The organism is Pseudomonas sp. EL_65y_Pfl1_R83 (genome assembly GCF_963970695.1).
Taxonomy (GTDB): Bacteria; Pseudomonadota; Gammaproteobacteria; order Pseudomonadales; family Pseudomonadaceae; genus Aquipseudomonas; species Aquipseudomonas tritici.
This window is the reverse complement of record NZ_CAXAQI010000031.1, coordinates 1-17,254: the sequence shown is the minus strand read 5'-3', so window position 1 is coordinate 17,254 and position 17,254 is coordinate 1. Positions and strand designations below refer to the sequence as shown.

Genomic DNA, 17,254 nt, shown 5'->3' with positions numbered 1-17,254 from the left:
ATAACGAGGTCGGCAGCCTCGCGTTTGAATTCAGGGGAAAAGGTACGGCGTTGTTTGGTCATCTGACACCTCGTTCTGGCGAGCATTCTCGCCTAAATGGGTGTCCGGTTTCATTAGACCACTACACCCAGCCCTTGCAACGCATAAGGCGCGCGAAAGAACTCCCTTACTTTTATTCCTGCAAAATAGGGGCTTTCGATATGTGTGAGGTCATAACTTTCAATTTCAGCGCGAGGGATCAGGCGTTTCATGCTGTGTCCAGAGGGAGGAATCAGCGCGTGTTAATAGCGGACTCCTCACTCTGCTCACTATCATCCACCTCCGTTTAGTCGGTAGGAAATTTCCCAGCTTCGTACATAGCGCGCTGGGCCTCCTCCTCAATAAACTCAAAGACCTCCTCCGACACGCTGTACTGAAACTGCTTGCGCCGATGCGTGGAAACCTTGCCCTCGTTGTCCAGGCACATCATCACCAGCTTCGACAGATCACTACCCCGCACGTCGAAGCGCTGATTCACGGCCTTGATCACCCGGTCATAACGGTCGAGAAATTCTGTCTCTTCGCGCAGCTCCACCTCCAGCGCGCGGCGGGCCATTTGCAGGGTGAATTCGACGCAGCGCGTTGCATCCCAATAGCGGTAAATCGACGGGTGGCCGATAAAATCGAAGGCCATTTGTTCGCCGTCCAGCCAGATGACGTTCCAGAATTCTCGCGTCGGCAGGGAGAACGCCTTGAGTGCCTCCAGATAGGCTTGTTCTTCGTGCTTCATCGCGACGGAGACAGGCAGCAGTAAGCCGTGTTCCAGTGCGCCGTAGTGGCATAGCGTCTGGTGGATCAAGAAGCGGGACAGCCGACCGTTGCCATCCATGAACGGGTGCAGGAATACGAAGCCAAACGCGGTGACGGCCGCAGCTACGAGAGGATCAACCTCGCGCACAGGTTGATTGGCGAACGCCATCAGCTCTTCCATCAGCTCCTGGCACAGTTCAGGAGAGGGCGGTACGTAGCTGACACCCGCCGCGCCGCGCAGGCCATTGTGCAGGTGGTTCTGTTCGTGGCGAAACGCGACGGCTTTGTCGAAGGGGTTGGAAACAGTGCTGTTTTGCAGCTCGACCAGATAATCCTCGGTCAGCAGCCTGCCTTCGTGGGCCTGACGTAACAGCTGGACGAAGCGCCGGGACTTTTCCTCGCTGGGTTGTTCTTTTTCGATGGCGAACGTGTCGCGGGTTTCATGCAGGTAAGCCCACTGGATCGCGCGGTCCATCATTTCGGGAGGTAGGGTGGCCATGAAGGATTTGGCGCGCCCCAAGATATCGAGGCTCAACAGAGTGTCGATTTCTGGCGTACGCTCGACCGTCGCGCAATAAGCCAAAGAGCCCAAACCATTGAAGTCGATGCGCCAACGGGAATTTCGCGTCGACGGGCCCGTCACGTAGCGCTGCGGATCAAACAGTGGAGACACACGGCTGTTGATCGGTTTGCTGTAATCCAGCCGTTGAAGGGTCAGCCCCTCCCAGAGGTAGCAGACCTTGCGGATGAACACGCCGTTAGGGGCTTTTCCCAGTTCTTGCAGCAGTTGCTCGGCAGTGACGGCTTCCAGCGCCTGAGCCAGGATGCCGAGGTTGATACCTTCATGCTTGAGGGCAAAAAGAATATGGTCGAGCACTGAGTCAGCCGACGGTGCAACAGCGTGAGGTACCGCCAGGCAATCACCGATCGTCGAAATCCGAGTGACAGGCTTAATCATTGCTGCGCGGGCAGGCGCGATGGCTTTTAACCCGAGAGATCGATGGAGATGGGCATAGCCAACCAGAGACATCGCGCAACCTCAGAAAAAGTTCACTTACGCGATTAAAGCCCAGTTTTTTTCAACCCTCATCAGTTTTTTTCAACTTTCAGCGTTTTTTCTAAATTTTTTGCACCTCTCGACCACCCCGCAACATCAGATTCAACTCATCCACCACCACCGCCCAATCCGCATCCTCTAGAATCTCCTCACGTAAAAACGCTCTCTGACTATCGGTCCAAAAAAACGCATCCGCCAATTTCAACTCCGGTTTGAGCGGCGAATGAACCGCCACGAACCTCTCAATACTCACCGGGTCATTCTCCAGACCCAGCTGTTTGAACAGTGACGGCAAACTATGCACGGGCGATTCCATGACGGGCTCCTGCGATGAAAGAATTAACCCAGTCTAGCGACAGCCCTCAGGTTGCGCCGACGGTACGTTGCACAACACAAACAACCTAGCCCTGGCGCCGCCGCCATCCTGGCGACTGAGTTCGCGCCAGCCCTCTGGCAGCGGGGCGAAATCATCCGGTGCTTCGTTGCTGCTGATCAGCCACACGCGGCGGGTGTCAGCGGGCAGTGCCGACAGATGGTCGAGATAGATGCGCCCGCCGTCCTGGTCGACCAAGGTACCGAAGCCATACGCGTTCGGCCGAGTGGGCGTGCCGTCGGGTTTGGGCGGTGTGTAGAGCTGCAATTGGGCGTCGGTCTGGTCGTAATACACGTAGCTGAGGTACCACATCATGTCGCTGAGGACGATGCGGTCGTCTTGCTGGTAGTTGCGGTTGACGAATGCCACCGGCACGTTGAACTGGTCGTGCTCATCCACGGCAAAGTTGTTCTTCAACCCCACCAGTTCGACGCCGACAAACAGCACAAACAGCGCCACCCCCAGCAGTGAAAACCGCGACGGCAGGCGGTCGATAGCCATCGCCACAAGAATCGGCAAGCCCAAGGCGTATACCGTCAGGTAGCGCTCGATAAACACCGGGGATACAAATGAAACGCCGTAGACCAGCAGCAGTGGCAACAGGAAAAACAGCGCCAGCAGGCTGGCCGGTCGGTAGCGTTCGCGATCTTGCCAAGCGCTGATCACAACAGTCACCAGCAGCAGCGGAAACAGCCAGAACAACGGCGACCAGAAGCCAACGCCTTCATCCTGGAGCACGAATTGCCAGATCATCGAAGGCAGGGAGAACAGGCTGACCGGTTCTTCCCAGCCTATGTCGCCGCCCACCTTGAGCTGTTCGACGTGTTGCACCAGGTCCAGCAGGTTCGGCAGCCAAGGCAGGTACAACAGCACAATCGCGGCGTTAGCCACCCACCATGCCGGGCGGGTGATCAGGCGCTGGTCTCGCGGCGCCGTACCCCAAAGCACACCTAGATACGCCCAATGCACCAGCACGCACAGCGCGGTGAAGTAATGGGTGTAGAAACCAGCACTCATCAACACGACATAGGCCGCCAGATAACGCGTGCGCTCGGGTTGACGCACCCAATACACCAGCGCCAGCGTGGCGCCCAGCAACCATACGCCCAGGAGCGAATACATGCGTACTTCCTGGCTGTAGCGCACCGCCGTGGGTAATAGCGCCAGCAGAATACCCGCCAGCACCGCCGCACGACGGGTGGACAATTGCTGCGTCAGCCAGACGCCCAGGCCCACGGCGACTACACCGGGGACGGCGCTCATGCTGCGAATCGACCAGATGCTGTCGCCGAACAGCTCAATCCAGCCGCGCAGCAGAAAAAAATACAGCGGCGGGTGTACATCATGCGCCGCGTGGAACCACAGGTCGGCCACGGCGTATTCGCTGAGCAACAGGCTGGAGCCTTCGTCGCCCCAGATCGCCGCCGCCGTCAGGTTGTAAAAACGCAGGGCCATGGCCAGCGCCAGAATCGGCACCCACCAGAGTCGGCTGAACCAACCGGCACCTTCCCAAGAGAGGCGGTTGAGTGCGGGTAACGTCCCGACCTTTTCGTTTTGCTCTACCACAGACCGACGCACCTAGATTTCCCTGCCCTTGATTGCCTAACTGCAAACATCGCCACTCTAGGACAAAAGCCCCTGATTCGCTTCTATGACCCGACAAATCAGCAATTTGTGCAGGGCTTCTCCGAAGCGACCGTAGGAACACGCTATTATCGCCCTCCTCCAAGGACTCAGGATCAAGGACACGTCATGCGCATCGGTTTTCTGTCACCCCTGGCACTGGCACTGCTCGCGGGTATGACCCTACAGGCCCAGGCCAGCTCCGACGACTCGTGCTACCCCGATTGGCGGGTCTCGCGTGACAGTCTCGACGCGTGCAGCAACCAACCCTTCCTCAACCCGGGCAACGACAGCCGCGTCAACCTGCGCCTGCTGCTGGCGGACAAAAAGGCTGCGCCGCTGGCGCCCAATGCCTTGAGCGAAGACGACCTGGCCCAGGGCTTTGGCCCGGTGCCTTTCCCGGTCTATCGACTGGCGCCTTTGCGCAGCACAAACGAAGAACCCAACAACAAGCCGGACGACTCGCGCACAGCCGAACTCGATACGCTGCTTCAGCCTCTGGGCATCAAGCGCGACGAGTATAAAACCGCCGGTGAAGCGTTCCTCAATGGCGAGGGCAGCCGCTGCCGCAGCAACGACGATGACAGTGCCACCGCATTTATCAGCCAGGTGATCAAGGCTGACATGCCGGCGGCCGAGCGCGAGGTGCTGGTGAAGGCGCGTTTGCAGGTGCTCACCGCCTGCTCCTGGGACGGCCAAGTGGTGGACGCTCAGCAGATCCAGTCCGCCGACGGCCAACTGTTTCGCACTTACCTGCAGGCCGCCGCCGACTTCTACAGCGGTCGTTTCAGTGACGCTGAACGCGGTTTTGCCGCTGCCAGCAGCAGCGATGTGCCTTGGCTGCAGGAAACCGCGCTGTACATGACCGCCCGCACTGCTTTGAACCAGGCCCAGGCTGAAGCCTTCGACGAATACGGCATGCCGCGTCTTAAGCTTGTGGATAAGTCCGCCCTGAGCGATGCCGAAGAAGGATTCCTCACCTACCTGAAAACTTATCCACAGGGCGATTACGTGGCCTCCGCCCGTGGCCTGTTGCGCCGCGTGTATTGGCTGGCGGGTGACAACACAAAGCTCGCCGAGGCCTACGCCTGGGCGATGACTCAGGCAACTGATACGCAGCGCAATGTGTCGGTGGACGAACTGGTGGAGGAGGTCGACCTCAAGCTATTGATGGTTAATAGCGAGACCGTCACCACGCCGATGATCCAGCTTGTCAGCGACCTGATGGTGATGCGCGGCGGCCACCAGCCCGCCCTTTCCCGCGCCGATTTGGAGAAGCAAAAAGCCGCATTCGCCAGCGCGCCGCAGCTGTACGACTACTTGCTGGCCGTGTGTGCGTTGTACATCGAGCATCAGCCGGACGCCGCCTTGAAACAGTTGCCCCAGAGCGTGCCGTCGAGCCTGAATTACTTCGCCTTCAGCCAACAGACCCTGCGCGCCCTGGCCCTGGAAGCCAAGCAAGACTGGAAAGGCGCCGAAGCACTATGGTTGCAACTGCTGCCCCTGGCGAAAATGCCGCTGCAACGCGACCAGCTTGAGCTGGCGTTGGCGATGAACTACGAGCGCAGCGGCCAGTTGGCCAAAGTGTTCGCCGCCGATTCGCCGATCAGCGCCAAGCAGGTGCGCTACATTCTGCTGCGCAACGTTGCAGGCCCTGAGCTGTTGCGCCAGCAGATCGCCCAGGCCAGCGACCCGCTGGAACGCCAGACCGCGCAATTCGTGCTGCTCTACAAAGATCTGCTGCGCGGCCAGTACGCGACATTCGCCGAGGACCTCAAGCAACTGCCGGTCGCGGCCCCTGAAGATAAGCTGGGTACCAGCTTGGGCTACGTCTACAGCGCCAGCCAGACCTTGAAGCTGTTCCAGTGGAATGGCGATAAAGCCGAATCCGGCTACGCCTGCCCAACCATCACGCAAACCGCCGCTATCCTGCAAAACGACGCGAAGCATCCACAGGGCCTGAACTGCCTGGGTGAATTCATCCTGCGTAACGGCCTGGACGGTATGCCATTGGAGCAGGCGCGCGCCGCCGGCAGCCTGGGCAGCACCGCATCGGACTTCAAGGGTGAAACCTTCTCGCGCCTGGACGGCTACAAACAGGTGATCGGCAATGCCAAGGCGCCGAAGAATGACAGGGCCTACGCGCTGTTTCGCGCCATCAACTGCTACGGGCCGTCCGGCTACAACAGTTGCGGCGGGCACGACGTTGAACCTGCCGTGCGCAAAGCCTGGTTCCGCCAACTCAAAAGCAGCTTCGGTGACACCCAGTGGGGCAAGTCGCTGCAGTACTACTGGTGAAACACCTGTGGCTAGGCTTGCTGTTACTGGCAAGCCCGGCCTTCGGCGCCGTCGACGCCCGCGACTATGACGCCTTTTGGCTGTGGAGCGGCGTCACCCCTCAACCGGTGCTCAAGCAGGCCAAAACCCTGTACATCCTTCAGGGCCAGATCAACTCCACCCGCCGCACGCCAGGGCGCGGCGTGCAGATGATCGCCCAGGGCATCAGCGTGCCGCGCATCACCCAGGGTGAAATCTGGATCGTCTACCGCGCCCACACCCTGCATTGGCCCGAACCGGTCTACCGCCAACTGCTCGGCCAAGTGCAACGCTGGCGCGACGCCGGCAACCCGGTCGTCGGCATCCAGATCGACTTCGACGCCCGCACCCAATACCTGCACGAATACGCCGACTTCCTGCGCGACCTGCGCCAACGCCTGCGGGCCGACCTGCGCTTGAGCATCACTGGCCTGATGGATTGGAGCAGCAACGCCGACCCGGCCGCCATCGCGCAACTCAAAGGCGTGGTGGATGAAGTGGTGGTGCAGACCTATCAAGGGCGCCACAGCATTCCGGACTACGCGGCGTATCTGCCACGGATAAATCGACTGGGACTGCCGTTCAAGATCGGGCTGATTCAAGGCGGGACGTGGGAGGAACCTGGGTATTTGCAAGGGAGTGAGTGGTTTCGGGGGTATGTGGTTTTTTTGCAGAACCCTTGAAACGCTCCCCCTCAACCGGCGCCCCACACCACGCCTGTCACAACCCACCCCCCTCCCAGCAGCCCAACCACTATTCCAATCCAATTGGCGCTCGTGAGATGCGTATTTCCCGCCCCGTCGGGGTCCAGCTCCAAATGATTAATCGCATCTTGCAACTGCAACGCCAGCGCGACCTGCAACATTGCGATGCAGGCAACTACAGCGAGTGCGGCGAACGGTGAGAGCAGCCACAACACCGTGAAGGGCAAACACCCGCACAGAGAAATCGTCACCGCCAGGCAACGTGGCCACCAGTGGTAGGCGGATTCGCCCTGCTCCAGTTCACGCATCACGCTGAGGATCAACGAACAGAAATAGCACGCCGGAAATAGCACCCGAACCCAGGTCCATAGCCTCTTGCCGGTGGCCCGCTGATAAAACGTCCATTGTCGGTAGAGCCAGTAGACGAAGTAGCCGCCCAGCGTCAGCAGCATCATGACGAGGAATTTACGCGGGGCCACGACCAGAAACATCGGTTCACGAACCGGCATCCAGCTCAGGCTGGAGCGCGGTGCGGCATAGGGATTTTCGGCGATGGGCATGGGCAGTATCTCGCGAGGGTTGCCAGCCGAAGCTAACGCTCGCGAGACGTTCAAGGTTTACACCCCACTCAATCAGGAGGCCTCCTACAACCGATTACCTACCAGTCGTAGGTCAGGCTCGACACCACTGTGCGCCCTTCCCCGTAGTAGCACTTCAGATTAATGGTGCACTTAGATACGTAGGTTTTGTTAGTGAGGTTCTGCACGTTCATCGCCAGTTTCACGCCTTTGAGTTTAAGCGGCGAACGGCTCAGGTCGTAGCTCAGGCTGGCGTCGTAGACGCTGTAGGACGGCACGTTGAAGGCGCCTTCGTAGTAGTCGCCCAGCTTTGGCGCGCGTAGCGTACGCCCAGGCCTGCGCCGAGACCGGCCAACGGGGTGTCGCGAATGACCAGCGCTTAGCTGCCTGTACTGCAATTTCCCGCTCGATAGCAGGCGAGTTGAACCTGGGTGCGTAAGACCCGATAGAGGCTGGCTGTGGGTGCTCAGAGCGTTATGTTGAAGCGCTTACAAGCCGAAACTGTGCGCGTTTGACAAGCCTATGGTCAGGCTCTAGTGTGCATTGGATCCAATTAGCCATGCCCATTCTAATAAGGAGCATAACGTAACCGTGACGCAGAAGCCGACCCCTTTGAACAGCATCAAGATCAGCGGAACGATCCCCGCCCATCTCGCTCGCTCCGTGATTGAAGAAACCTTGCGCAATGCCATCTTGGACGGTCGGTTGCCCTGCGGTACCGCCATGCGCCAACAGGAATTGGCCAGCCTGTTCGGGGTCAGCCGCATGCCGGTGCGCGAAGCTTTGCGCCAGCTGGAAGCCCAGTCACTGCTGCATGTGGTGACCCACAAGGGCGCTGTCGTCGCGCCGTTGATCGAGGATAACTCGGCCGAAACCTATGAACTGCGGATGTTGCTGGAGTCTGAAGCGCTGCGCTCGTCCATCCCTTTGCTCACTGAAACCGATATCGCCGAGGCGGACGCCATCATCGTCGCTTTGGAGCAGGAAAAAGACTACACCGAGATTGGTCGCCTCAACCGGCTGTTTCACATGGCCCTGTATGGCAAGGCCCCGAACCAGCGGCTGCTCAAGTTGGTCGAGCACGGTTTGAACGAGGAGGAACGTTTCCTGCGTTACAACCTTGAGGCCATGGGGCTGGGGCAGACGTCTCAGGAAGATCACCGCGAACTACTGAGCCTGGTGGCACAGAAAAAAACCGAAGAAAGCATCCTGACGCTGCGCAATCACTTGATGCGAGGCATGGAGGTAATCACGGCATACCTCAATGGCCTGGATGCCGGCGACAAAAAAGACACGCAATAAGGCTTTCAGCTTTCCTGTCTCGATCTTGCAGTGTTGCGGGGCTCCCTAACTAACGATGAGTACCCCGCCCCGACGAAACTTCCCACTTTCAACAAAGATACAAACTTACAGCCAATATTATTTAGAAAAACTTCTAACACATTTGTATGCTCGCCAAATTGTTTAACCCGCTTATCATCCTTTATTACTAAACCAGACATTTCATTCGACGCTGCAGTCGCCTCATCAGAAGCGCCCTGCACGCGCAAGGCTGGTCCATACCTTTTCACTTCTTGCCAACCACAAGAACTCATCGCTGTTTTTCACAGCAGACGCAACAACTTATAGGCACCAACCATGCATCAACCGTTACTTGAAACAGCAAAATTGCAGTTATGCAGCCATTCGTTATTTTCAGAAATAACTTCCCTGCGCAAGTTACAACTTTTTATGGAAAGCCACATATTTGCGGTCTGGGATTTCATGACCCTCGCCAAACGTCTGCAACGGGACCTGACCTGCACGCGCCTGCCTTGGCTGCCACCTGCCGACCCGCAAGCAGCTCGCCTGATCAATGAGGTCGTGCTGAGTGAGGAGTCAGACGAGCATCCCGAGCAAGGCTATTGCAGCCACTTCGAACTCTATCTGGAGGCCATGGCCGAAGTGGGCGCCAGCACCTCGCCGATCAAACGCTTTGTTGCGCTGCAACGCCAAGACATGGAAGCGACTGCCGCCTTGCGTGAGGTCGAAATTCTTCCCGGCGTGGCCCGCTTCGTCAGTGACACATTGCATCTCGCGCTGAACGCGCCTACCCATTGTGTGGCGGCAACATTCCTGCACGGTCGCGAGCATGTCATCCCGATGATATTCGAACGCATCCTGCAATCTGATGAGCTTATCCGTCGCCACGCGCCGACACTGTGCGCTTACCTCAAGCGTCACATCGAATTGGACGCCCAGCATCATGGCCCAGCAGCAGAGCAGTTGCTCCAACGCCTTGTCAGTGCAGACCCGGCGTACCCGCAACAGGCCACCAATGCCGCCCTCTCGGCCGTGCAAAGCCGTATCGCATTCTGGGATGAGGTTCAGGCCTCTCTGAGGGAGGTGCACCCATGAGCGTAGCCGACTACCACGCCATTGCCGACGACTGGGAGCGCCGCGCAACCATCCGCACACGCCCTCGCCGTTTGCTGGAAGACGATGACAAGCTGATCTACCCGGTGTGCCGCCAGCCCTTGGTGCTCTGTGCAACCTTTATCGAACACTGCCCGCAATGGCGCGATTTCGTGTTGGTGCAAAGCTTCTACAAATTCATCAACGACGTGGTGATCTTCGAGACTGAGATCGTCGACAAGACTGCGCGCAGCATTGCCAAGAATCGCTTCTCGGTGCCCTTTCCGCTTGCCTGCCGCGTAGATGCGATGACCGTTGTCGTGGACGAGGACTACCACGCACTGGTTGCGTTGGATTTCCTCCAGCAAACCGTTGCCATGACCGGCATACAACCGTTGGAGCCACCGAAGGAAATTGAATTGAACCGTGCGTTGCCTGCGGCCCAGGCCAAGGCGCCAGCCCACCTGCGCGATGCAATAGCACTGATTGGCGTGGCCATTGCCGAAAACACCGTGACCCACGATGTGGCGGCGTTCGCCAAGGACACCAGTGTTAAAGCGTCGATCCGTGGCTTGATGGCCGATCACCTGTTTGATGAGGGCCGCCACGCGCAATTCTGGACACGGCTCGTACGCCTGTATTGGCACACGGCGAGCGCCGAAGACCGCGACAGCATCGCTCAGGTGCTGCCGATATTCTTGGCTCAGTACCTGACGAACGACCTGCAAAAAAACTTCGACCTGCACTTGATCGAACACGTCGACACCAGCGAAAGCCTGCGCAGCGCATTGCGCGATGAAGTGACGGCACTGGCCTTCCCGATCACCCGTCGGCACCCGCTGATGGACAACATTCTGGGTTTCCTGCAACACAGCGGTTTGCTGCAAACGCCGAGTGTGGCGCAAGCGCTGGACAATTACTTGCCAGTGCCCGGGAGGCTGACATGAGGCGCCTGACCATCGGGTTTGCTGGCACCAGCAGCGTCTTGGCCTCCCTCAGGCAAGCGCTGGAGCAGTATGGGCATGCCATGAGTGATGAAGGCATCGACTTGTTGATCGATGACGGCAGTCAGTCGCTGCGGGCCTCAGCAGATCGACTCCCAGTGTTCAGCCTGCGCCTGGGTGTTGGCCCGGTAACCGAATACGGGCTACCCGCGCTGCAACTGCGCGCCTATGGGCCCAACCGGCGATTGTCGGCTGTGCTTGGCATCACCGAAGAACCCAGTGGCAACGGCCAACGACTGCGCCAGCGGGTGACCCATGCATTGGTGGAGTGGGTCGCGCTGCACGTGAGTGGATTCTCGCGGGACACTGGATATTTCTCTGTGCACGCGGCCGCCAATGAATGGCCCGAGCAAGGCTTGGACGCGCTTGACGCGCTGGCATTTGTCCATCGGCTCAACCGCACAGAAGACCCTGTTGTCATGCGGGAAGCCCAGGTACCCGTGATCGAACAGTTGCAGGCCAGCCTTCGCACCTTCGCCGATCGGCCGGCGCTGAACATCGCCGGCAACACAGTGATCTATCGTCAATTGCAGCTTCACGCCTTGGCGATACAGCAGCAACTACAGCCGTTGCTGGAGAGTGGGCAGGCGCCAACGGTGGTCGGCGTGTGCCTGGAAAAATCCATCGAGTTGTACGCCAGCATTCTTGCGGTGATGGGCTGCGCAGCCGTGTATCTACCGCTGGGTCCGGACCACCCGGTTCAGCGCCATCAGGTCATGCTTGAGAGCACGCAAGCTCGGGTATTGCTTGACGCCGGTCAGCACCCCTTGCGAGGACGCTTCACTGCACTGGATGTCAGCAAGGTCGACCCGCGGAGCGCCGACGTCATGCGTCCGTTGATGCAGACTCGCCCGCCCGCCGACGGTCCTTGCATGACGCTCTTTACATCAGGCACCACGGGTCAACCCAAGGGTGTGCTGCTCAGCCAGACTAACCTGGCGCATTTCACGGCCTGGTTCAGGTCCTGTATGAGCCTGGATGAGCTGAGCCGCGTCCTGCCATTTTCGCCTTTGAGCGTTGACGCTTCGCTGATCGATATTTTCCCCACCTTGATAGCAGGGGCCGAGTTGATTGTCCCCAGCGCAGAGCAACGACAAGACCCTCAGCAACTGCTGGATCTGCTCCACCGGCAGCGCGTCACCCACGCCTTCCTGCCGCCTGCGCTGCTGAGCATTCTGCCACTCGATCAACCGCTGGGCCTGACGCACCTGCTCACCGGCGGCGATGTGTGCGAGCCCCATGTAATCGAATGCCTCGCGGGGCAGTGCCAATTTCACAACCTCTATGGGCCCACGGAGGCCACGGTGCTGGTCACCCATCGCACGCTGCTCCCCGGTGATAGCAACCGCAACGTCGGAAGCCCCATCGCCAACAGCCAGGTGCTGATCCTTGACGAGAACCTGCAGCCGGTAGATGAACAGGTCATGGGCGAGGTGTATATCATCGGCCCCGGAGTGAGCCTGGGGTATGTGAACGCGCGGCAACAGCTTGCCAGCCCTTTCGTGGAGCTGGCGGTGCCTGGGGGCCAATCGCTGAGGGCTTACCGCAGCGGCGATCTGGCACAGTGGACCGCCGACGGGATTGTGCTGGGGGGGCGCCGTGATGATCAGGTGAAAATCCGCGGCTTTCGGGTCGAGCCCCAAGAGATAGAGCAGTGCTTGCGTAACAGCCGGCTGTATCGCCAGGTCGCAGTGGTGATTGACCATGACCGCAGGATCCGTAGCTTTGTCGCTCAACCCGAACCGGGGGCCACCGTGGCGGCCCTGCAGCAACACGCGCGACAGTGGCTGCCGGATTACATGCACCCCGGTTTCTGGAGCCTGTTGCCGCACATGCCATGTTCCAGCAACGGCAAAGTCGACCGGGCAGCATTGCTCGCATTACCGGCTCAATCCGTTTCTCAGACTGCCAGCAATGCGGCGCACACCCCACTTCAGATTCGATTGACCCGCTTATGGATCGAACTGCTGGCGTTGCCCATGGATGAATTGTCTATTGATGAGAGTTTCTTTGAACTCGGCGGCCATTCGATTTTGCTGTCGACCCTCTTACTGCGTTTTCGCGAACAATTCGGCCGCAGCTTCTCGTTGAGCCGCTTCATTGAGGCGCCGACTATTCGTACCCTCGCAACGTGGGTGGAGGACGGGGAACGACCCGATGCGCCCTCTAGCCAGGCGGTTCACGACGCACAACAGGAGTGGTCACTCGACATATTGTCCGAGGACCGCGCAGGCGACCCGCACAAAGTGATCGTAACAGGGGCCAACAGCTTTGTTGGTGCCCATATCGTCGAGGCGTTGCTGGCCGATCATGCAACCCAGGTGGCATGCCTGGTGCGTGAAGAGCCGGGGCATTCGGCGATGATGCGGTTTACCCAAGCGTTGCGCGAGTACCGCCTGGAGCATCTGGACCTGAGCCGGGTGCAGGTATTCGCCGCCGATATCAGCCTGCCTCGATTGGGGTTGGCCAACGACGCCTACGACACGCTCACCCGGGACTTCGGTGTGCTGGTGCACAACGCGGCACGGGTCAACCACGTGATGGACTACGCATCACTGGCCAGGGACAACGTTGACCCCATCTTCGAATGCCTGCGCCTGTGTGAGACGCACTGCAAGAAGGTCTTCAACTTTATCTCGACGCTGTCAGCCTCAAGCAGCATGGACACCCAGGGCTATGTCCTCGAGGCACCCGCCGCGACCACGCTGCCGCTGTACATCCAGAATGGCTACAACCTGTCCAAATGGGTCGCCGAGCGGCAACTGAGACGTGCGGTGGAGCACGGAGCCTGGGTGAATATCCATCGCCCCGGCAATATCAGCTTCCATAGCCGCACGGGGGTCTGCCAGCCGCAGAGAAATCGGCTGATGCTGATGCTCAAGGGCTCACTTCAACTTGGCCTGGTACCGCGGCTGGCGTTGAACTTCGACCTGATGCCGGTGGATTTCCTGGCTCGTTTCATTGCATTCCACTGCACCCGCTTTCAAGCCAATCGCAGTGTGTTCAACCTGCACAACCCGCAACCTTTGAGCTGGGCGCGTTACCTGGATGCTTTCAGCCGAGCGGGTCACCGGTTCAGGCGGGTGAGCATTGCACATTGGCAAGAGGAGATACGAACGGTCAGCCACGAGAACGCACTGTTTGGCGTGCTTGGTTTTTATCTAGAGCGCCTCGACGAAGACATCGGAGACACCTCAATGATCCGCCACGACAATGCGCGGCAGGGCGTCCAGCAGATGGGGGCACACTACCCCGAAAAAGATTTGGCGCTGTTGAGCAAAGGCTGCAACTACCTCAAGGCCATTGGCTTTCTTTGAACGCCTCAGGGCAACCTCATGAAACCACTGCAACCCGATACGTTAATTCGCAACCCGGACGGCCTGCCAATAGTCGCGTCGGTCGTGGTCGACTGCCATGCCTCCCGCCTGTGGAACATGGTGGGGAATTTTTCAGGCTTCGATGTGTTCATTCCTGACCTGACGCATATCGAAATGACAGCCACAGGTGTGGGCGCCTTGCGTACAAAATTTTTCCGCGATGGTAACTGTGTGGTGGAGCAGCTCAATAGCCGGGACGAGCAGGCCATGCATATGACCTGGACCACAATCTATAACACCCTGGGCGTGGCCAGGTTATGGGCGGCGATCCGCGTTGAAGCACTAGGAGCGGAGTGTTCCCGGGTGACATGGACGATTATTGCAGAGCCCATGGATGAGGCAAACGCAGGGTTTGAACAGTTTGTGCAGGACTTCGCCAACAGCGCCCTGGACAATGTCCGTCGGTTGCTTGGCTGAGCGGCAGGAGCGAGGCCACTCGCCCCTGCCCGATCAATCAGCGGGTCAGATCTTGAAACTATCGACCAGTTGTTTCAATCGATTGGCCTGCTGCGACAGCGCATCGCAATCCTTCAGGGTTTCATTGAGATTGGCCACGCCCTGTTGGTTCAGCAGGTTGATCTGGTTGATGTCCACGTTGAGCGTTTCCACCACGGCTGTCTGCTCTTCGGTGGCGGCGGCGACGGACTGGTTCATGCCGTCGATCTCGACGATCTGCTGCGTCACGCTGACCAGGCGCTCACCCGCCTGGTTGGCGACCTCGACGCTTTCTTCACTGGAGGCCTGGCTGGCATTCATAGTGGTAACCGCTTCACGCGAGCCCACTTGCAGCGAGGTGATCATTTTGTGGATCTCTTCGGCCGACTCCTGGGTGCGGTGAGCCAGGTTGCGCACCTCGTCAGCGACCACCGCAAAACCTCGACCGGCCTCACCGGCACGTGCCGCTTCAATGGCGGCGTTGAGTGCGAGCAGGTTGGTTTGCTGAGAAATACCCTTGATCACGTCAAGGATGTGACCAATGTTGTCAGTACTGGCGTTCAGGGTTTCGATCTGCGTGCAGGACAGGCTGATCTTCTGCGACAGAGCCGACATCGCGAGGATAGTTTGCTCCACCACTTTGCGCCCATCATCGGCCTGCTCACTGGCTCCGCTGGCGTGCTGCGAGGCATCGGCGGCGTTACGCGCGATTTCCTGAGTGGCGGCGCCCAGTTCGTTGATCGCAGCGGCCACGCTGTTGGTGCGTGCGCTTTGCTCGTCTGAACCGATGATAGAGGCATTGGACGAAGCCATCACACGCTGGGACAAGTCGTGCACCTGGCGCGTTGCTGAAGACACTTCCGAAATCGATGCGTGGATGCGTTCTACGAATTGATTGAACGCGCTGCCGACTTCGCCGAACTCGTCCTTGCTGGTGACAGCAAGGCGACGGGTCAGGTCACCTTCGCCCTGCGCAATGTCCTGCATCGCCACACCCATGGTGGTAAGAGGCCGCAGCAGTACTTGGATGAGCACACTCAGGAGCACGGCAATCGCAACCACGGCGATCAACATGGCAATCAGCGCGGAAGTACGGAACTTGCCCAATGCTGCGTAGGCTTTGTCTTTATCAATCGACAGACCGATATACCAATCTGCGCCGGGCAAGTCGCTGATAGGGGTAAATGACAGGATGCGGTCCTGGCCGTTGAGAACGACCTCCTGACTGACCTTCTCGATGCGTAACTGAGTGCCGGGGTAGATGTCCTTGAGGTTTTTCATCACCTGCCCTTGATCAGGACTGACGATGACCTGGCCGTCGCCGCTCACTAGGAACGCGTGGCCGAGGCCACCGAAGTCTACCGCGTTGATGATTTTTTCCAAGGTCTGCAGGCTCAGGTCACCGCCGACTACGCCGAGCAATTCACCGTCCTTTTTCACCGGCATCGCGATGGTCACGATCTGCCCACCCACTGCGGCCATATACGGTGGTGTAAGCATGGGCTTGTCCGCAGCCACTGCCTGTTTGTACCAAGGGCGCTGACGGGGGTCGTAGCCGTCGGGCATTTTCGCGTCCGGGCGTTGCGTAAACACGCCGTTGGTTTGGCCAACATAGGTGAACTGGAAGTTTGAGGTGAAGGCCGGTTGATCGACCAGACCAGGGAGGTCGGCAGAACCACCTTGGTGGGCGACGTTTTGCGTGAGGCTTTCGAGCACCAATATTCGCCCACTAAGCCAGTTCTGCACACTGCTGGCGGTGAGTTCACCGGACTGCGCGATGGACGACTCTAGGTTCTGCTTGATGGTACTGCGCTGCAGGTAGTCGTTGTAGAGAGTAAATAACGCGAAGGCCAGAACCACAACGCCTGACGCGGCCAACAGAATTTTATGACTGAACTTGAGATTCATTTCATCGACTTCTTTTGCCAAAGGGGGGTTAGCGTGCCGAGTGGACATTCCATGTAACGTTATAGGCGGAGTCTTGGACCGCTCTATCTCGGTGCACGCATGGCTTGTCAGGCTTTCGGCCAAGCCGAGGCAAAACTTAGGAAAATGTAAGATGGATTGCCATTTTTCGCAGGAAACCGACCGATGGTTGTCGTACGAGGATTGGATAACGAACGCTTTGAGCGCTTAGGCACCTTGGTCTAGGTCCTGCGATAGAAAATGAAACCAACCAATAATGCAGCGAACTGCGGGCTGGATGCCCGGGTGATCAATCAGGTCTGACAGCAATACAGAATTGCCGATCTAAACGACAAAACCCCTGTCTGCGTTAGCAGACAGGGGTTTCGGAATTTAATCTTGACGATGACCTACTCTCACATGGGGAAACCCCACACTACCATCGGCGATGCATCGTTTCACTGCTGAGTTCGGGATGGGATCAGGTGGTTCCAATGCTCTATGGTCGTCAAGAAATTCTGTGTACCGGTTCGCTGCATTCGCAACGTGCCGATGAAATTCATGGACTTCTACAAAAACAAAACCCCTGTTTGCGTTAGCAAACAGGGGTTTCGGAATTTAATCTTGACGATGACCTACTCTCACATGGGGAAACCCCACACTACCATCGGCGATGCATCGTTTCACTACTGAGTTCGG

The 17,254-nt window shown here is 58.5% G+C and carries 13 protein-coding genes, 2 rRNA genes and 1 pseudogene; 7 read left to right on the top strand and 9 right to left on the bottom strand.

Annotated features, from left to right (window positions below; translation table 11 throughout):
- Positions 1–113: 113 nt before the first annotated feature.
- The 4 genes from AACY08_RS27290 to AACY08_RS27275 form a co-directional block, all read right to left on the bottom strand.
- On the bottom strand, positions 114–251 hold the full coding sequence (locus AACY08_RS27290; RefSeq protein ID WP_339472234.1) for a hypothetical protein: 138 nt from the start codon (positions 249–251) through the stop codon (positions 114–116).
- A gap of 74 nt (positions 252–325) precedes the next feature.
- Positions 326–1,819, bottom strand: a complete 1,494-nt coding sequence (locus AACY08_RS27285; RefSeq protein ID WP_339472233.1) for a Fic family protein — start codon at positions 1,817–1,819, stop codon at positions 326–328.
- Between the two features lie 88 nt (positions 1,820–1,907).
- Positions 1,908–2,162 carry a DUF2789 domain-containing protein gene (locus AACY08_RS27280; RefSeq protein WP_339421236.1) on the bottom strand — a complete coding sequence of 85 codons (255 nt, stop codon included), beginning with the start codon at positions 2,160–2,162 and terminating at the stop codon, positions 1,908–1,910.
- A gap of 33 nt (positions 2,163–2,195) precedes the next feature.
- The gene (locus tag AACY08_RS27275) at positions 2,196–3,797 is read right to left on the bottom strand and encodes a glycosyltransferase family 39 protein (RefSeq protein WP_339472232.1); all 1,602 of its coding nucleotides are present in this window, start codon (positions 3,795–3,797) and stop codon (positions 2,196–2,198) included.
- A gap of 174 nt (positions 3,798–3,971) precedes the next feature.
- Between AACY08_RS27275 and AACY08_RS27270 the strand changes: the two genes are divergently transcribed.
- Together AACY08_RS27270 and AACY08_RS27265 are read left to right on the top strand one after the other, a co-directional pair.
- Positions 3,972–6,140, top strand: a complete 2,169-nt coding sequence (locus AACY08_RS27270) for an outer membrane assembly lipoprotein YfiO (RefSeq protein ID WP_339472231.1) — start codon at positions 3,972–3,974, stop codon at positions 6,138–6,140.
- Positions 6,137–6,841 (top strand): DUF3142 domain-containing protein, encoded by a 705-nt coding sequence (locus AACY08_RS27265; RefSeq protein ID WP_339472230.1) that lies wholly within the window; start codon positions 6,137–6,139, stop codon positions 6,839–6,841. Before AACY08_RS27270 ends, AACY08_RS27265 begins: the two co-directional genes overlap by 4 nt.
- Positions 6,842–6,852: 11 nt before the next feature.
- Here AACY08_RS27265 and AACY08_RS27260 read toward each other — a convergent pair whose 3' ends face one another.
- Together AACY08_RS27260 and AACY08_RS27255 are read right to left on the bottom strand one after the other, a co-directional pair.
- On the bottom strand, positions 6,853–7,422 hold the full coding sequence (locus tag AACY08_RS27260) for a hypothetical protein (RefSeq protein ID WP_339472229.1): 570 nt from the start codon (positions 7,420–7,422) through the stop codon (positions 6,853–6,855).
- Between the two features lie 98 nt (positions 7,423–7,520).
- Positions 7,521–7,813, bottom strand: a pseudogene (locus tag AACY08_RS27255) (TonB-dependent receptor domain-containing protein); the annotation flags it as partial.
- Positions 7,814–8,031: 218 nt separating this feature from the next.
- On the opposite strand from AACY08_RS27255, the gene AACY08_RS27250 reads away from it, so the two are divergent.
- From AACY08_RS27250 to AACY08_RS27230, 5 genes are all read left to right on the top strand, one after another.
- Positions 8,032–8,742 carry a GntR family transcriptional regulator gene (locus tag AACY08_RS27250; RefSeq protein WP_339472228.1) on the top strand — a complete coding sequence of 237 codons (711 nt, stop codon included), beginning with the start codon at positions 8,032–8,034 and terminating at the stop codon, positions 8,740–8,742.
- A gap of 336 nt (positions 8,743–9,078) precedes the next feature.
- The gene (locus tag AACY08_RS27245) at positions 9,079–9,837 is read left to right on the top strand and encodes a DUF3050 domain-containing protein (RefSeq protein WP_339472227.1); all 759 of its coding nucleotides are present in this window, start codon (positions 9,079–9,081) and stop codon (positions 9,835–9,837) included.
- On the top strand, positions 9,834–10,781 hold the full coding sequence (locus AACY08_RS27240; protein ID WP_339472226.1) for a diiron oxygenase: 948 nt from the start codon (positions 9,834–9,836) through the stop codon (positions 10,779–10,781). Before AACY08_RS27245 ends, AACY08_RS27240 begins: the two co-directional genes overlap by 4 nt.
- Complete coding sequence (locus tag AACY08_RS27235; protein WP_339472225.1) at positions 10,778–14,155, top strand: amino acid adenylation domain-containing protein; 3,378 nt, start codon at positions 10,778–10,780, stop codon at positions 14,153–14,155. The genes AACY08_RS27240 and AACY08_RS27235 overlap by 4 nt, the downstream gene beginning before the upstream one ends.
- 18 nt (positions 14,156–14,173) lie before the next feature.
- Positions 14,174–14,632: an SRPBCC family protein gene (locus AACY08_RS27230; RefSeq protein ID WP_339472224.1), complete on the top strand. Its 459-nt coding sequence runs from the start codon at positions 14,174–14,176 to the stop codon at positions 14,630–14,632.
- Between the two features lie 45 nt (positions 14,633–14,677).
- Here AACY08_RS27230 and AACY08_RS27225 read toward each other — a convergent pair whose 3' ends face one another.
- The 3 genes from AACY08_RS27225 to rrf (AACY08_RS30705) all read right to left on the bottom strand — a co-directional run.
- Complete coding sequence (locus AACY08_RS27225; RefSeq protein ID WP_339472223.1) at positions 14,678–16,558, bottom strand: methyl-accepting chemotaxis protein; 1,881 nt, start codon at positions 16,556–16,558, stop codon at positions 14,678–14,680.
- Between the two features lie 394 nt (positions 16,559–16,952).
- Positions 16,953–17,068 (bottom strand): 5S ribosomal RNA (gene rrf, locus AACY08_RS27220).
- Positions 17,069–17,177: 109 nt separating this feature from the next.
- Positions 17,178–17,254: ribosomal RNA gene (gene rrf / locus AACY08_RS30705) — 5S ribosomal RNA — on the bottom strand; the annotation flags it as partial.

Coding starts and splice junctions, on each gene's coding strand:
- AACY08_RS27225 (WP_339472223.1), bottom strand. CDS start 16,558: ATGAATCTCAAGTTCAGTCATAAAATTCTGTTGGCCGCGTCAGGCGTT.
- AACY08_RS27235 (WP_339472225.1), top strand. CDS start 10,778: ATGAGGCGCCTGACCATCGGGTTTGCTGGCACCAGCAGCGTCTTGGCC.
- AACY08_RS27280 (WP_339421236.1), bottom strand. CDS start 2,162: ATGGAATCGCCCGTGCATAGTTTGCCGTCACTGTTCAAACAGCTGGGT.
- AACY08_RS27270 (WP_339472231.1), top strand. CDS start 3,972: ATGCGCATCGGTTTTCTGTCACCCCTGGCACTGGCACTGCTCGCGGGT.
- AACY08_RS27245 (WP_339472227.1), top strand. CDS start 9,079: ATGCATCAACCGTTACTTGAAACAGCAAAATTGCAGTTATGCAGCCAT.
- AACY08_RS27285 (WP_339472233.1), bottom strand. CDS start 1,819: ATGTCTCTGGTTGGCTATGCCCATCTCCATCGATCTCTCGGGTTAAAA.
- AACY08_RS27240 (WP_339472226.1), top strand. CDS start 9,834: ATGAGCGTAGCCGACTACCACGCCATTGCCGACGACTGGGAGCGCCGC.
- AACY08_RS27230 (WP_339472224.1), top strand. CDS start 14,174: ATGAAACCACTGCAACCCGATACGTTAATTCGCAACCCGGACGGCCTG.
- AACY08_RS27260 (WP_339472229.1), bottom strand. CDS start 7,422: ATGCCCATCGCCGAAAATCCCTATGCCGCACCGCGCTCCAGCCTGAGC.
- AACY08_RS27290 (WP_339472234.1), bottom strand. CDS start 251: ATGAAACGCCTGATCCCTCGCGCTGAAATTGAAAGTTATGACCTCACA.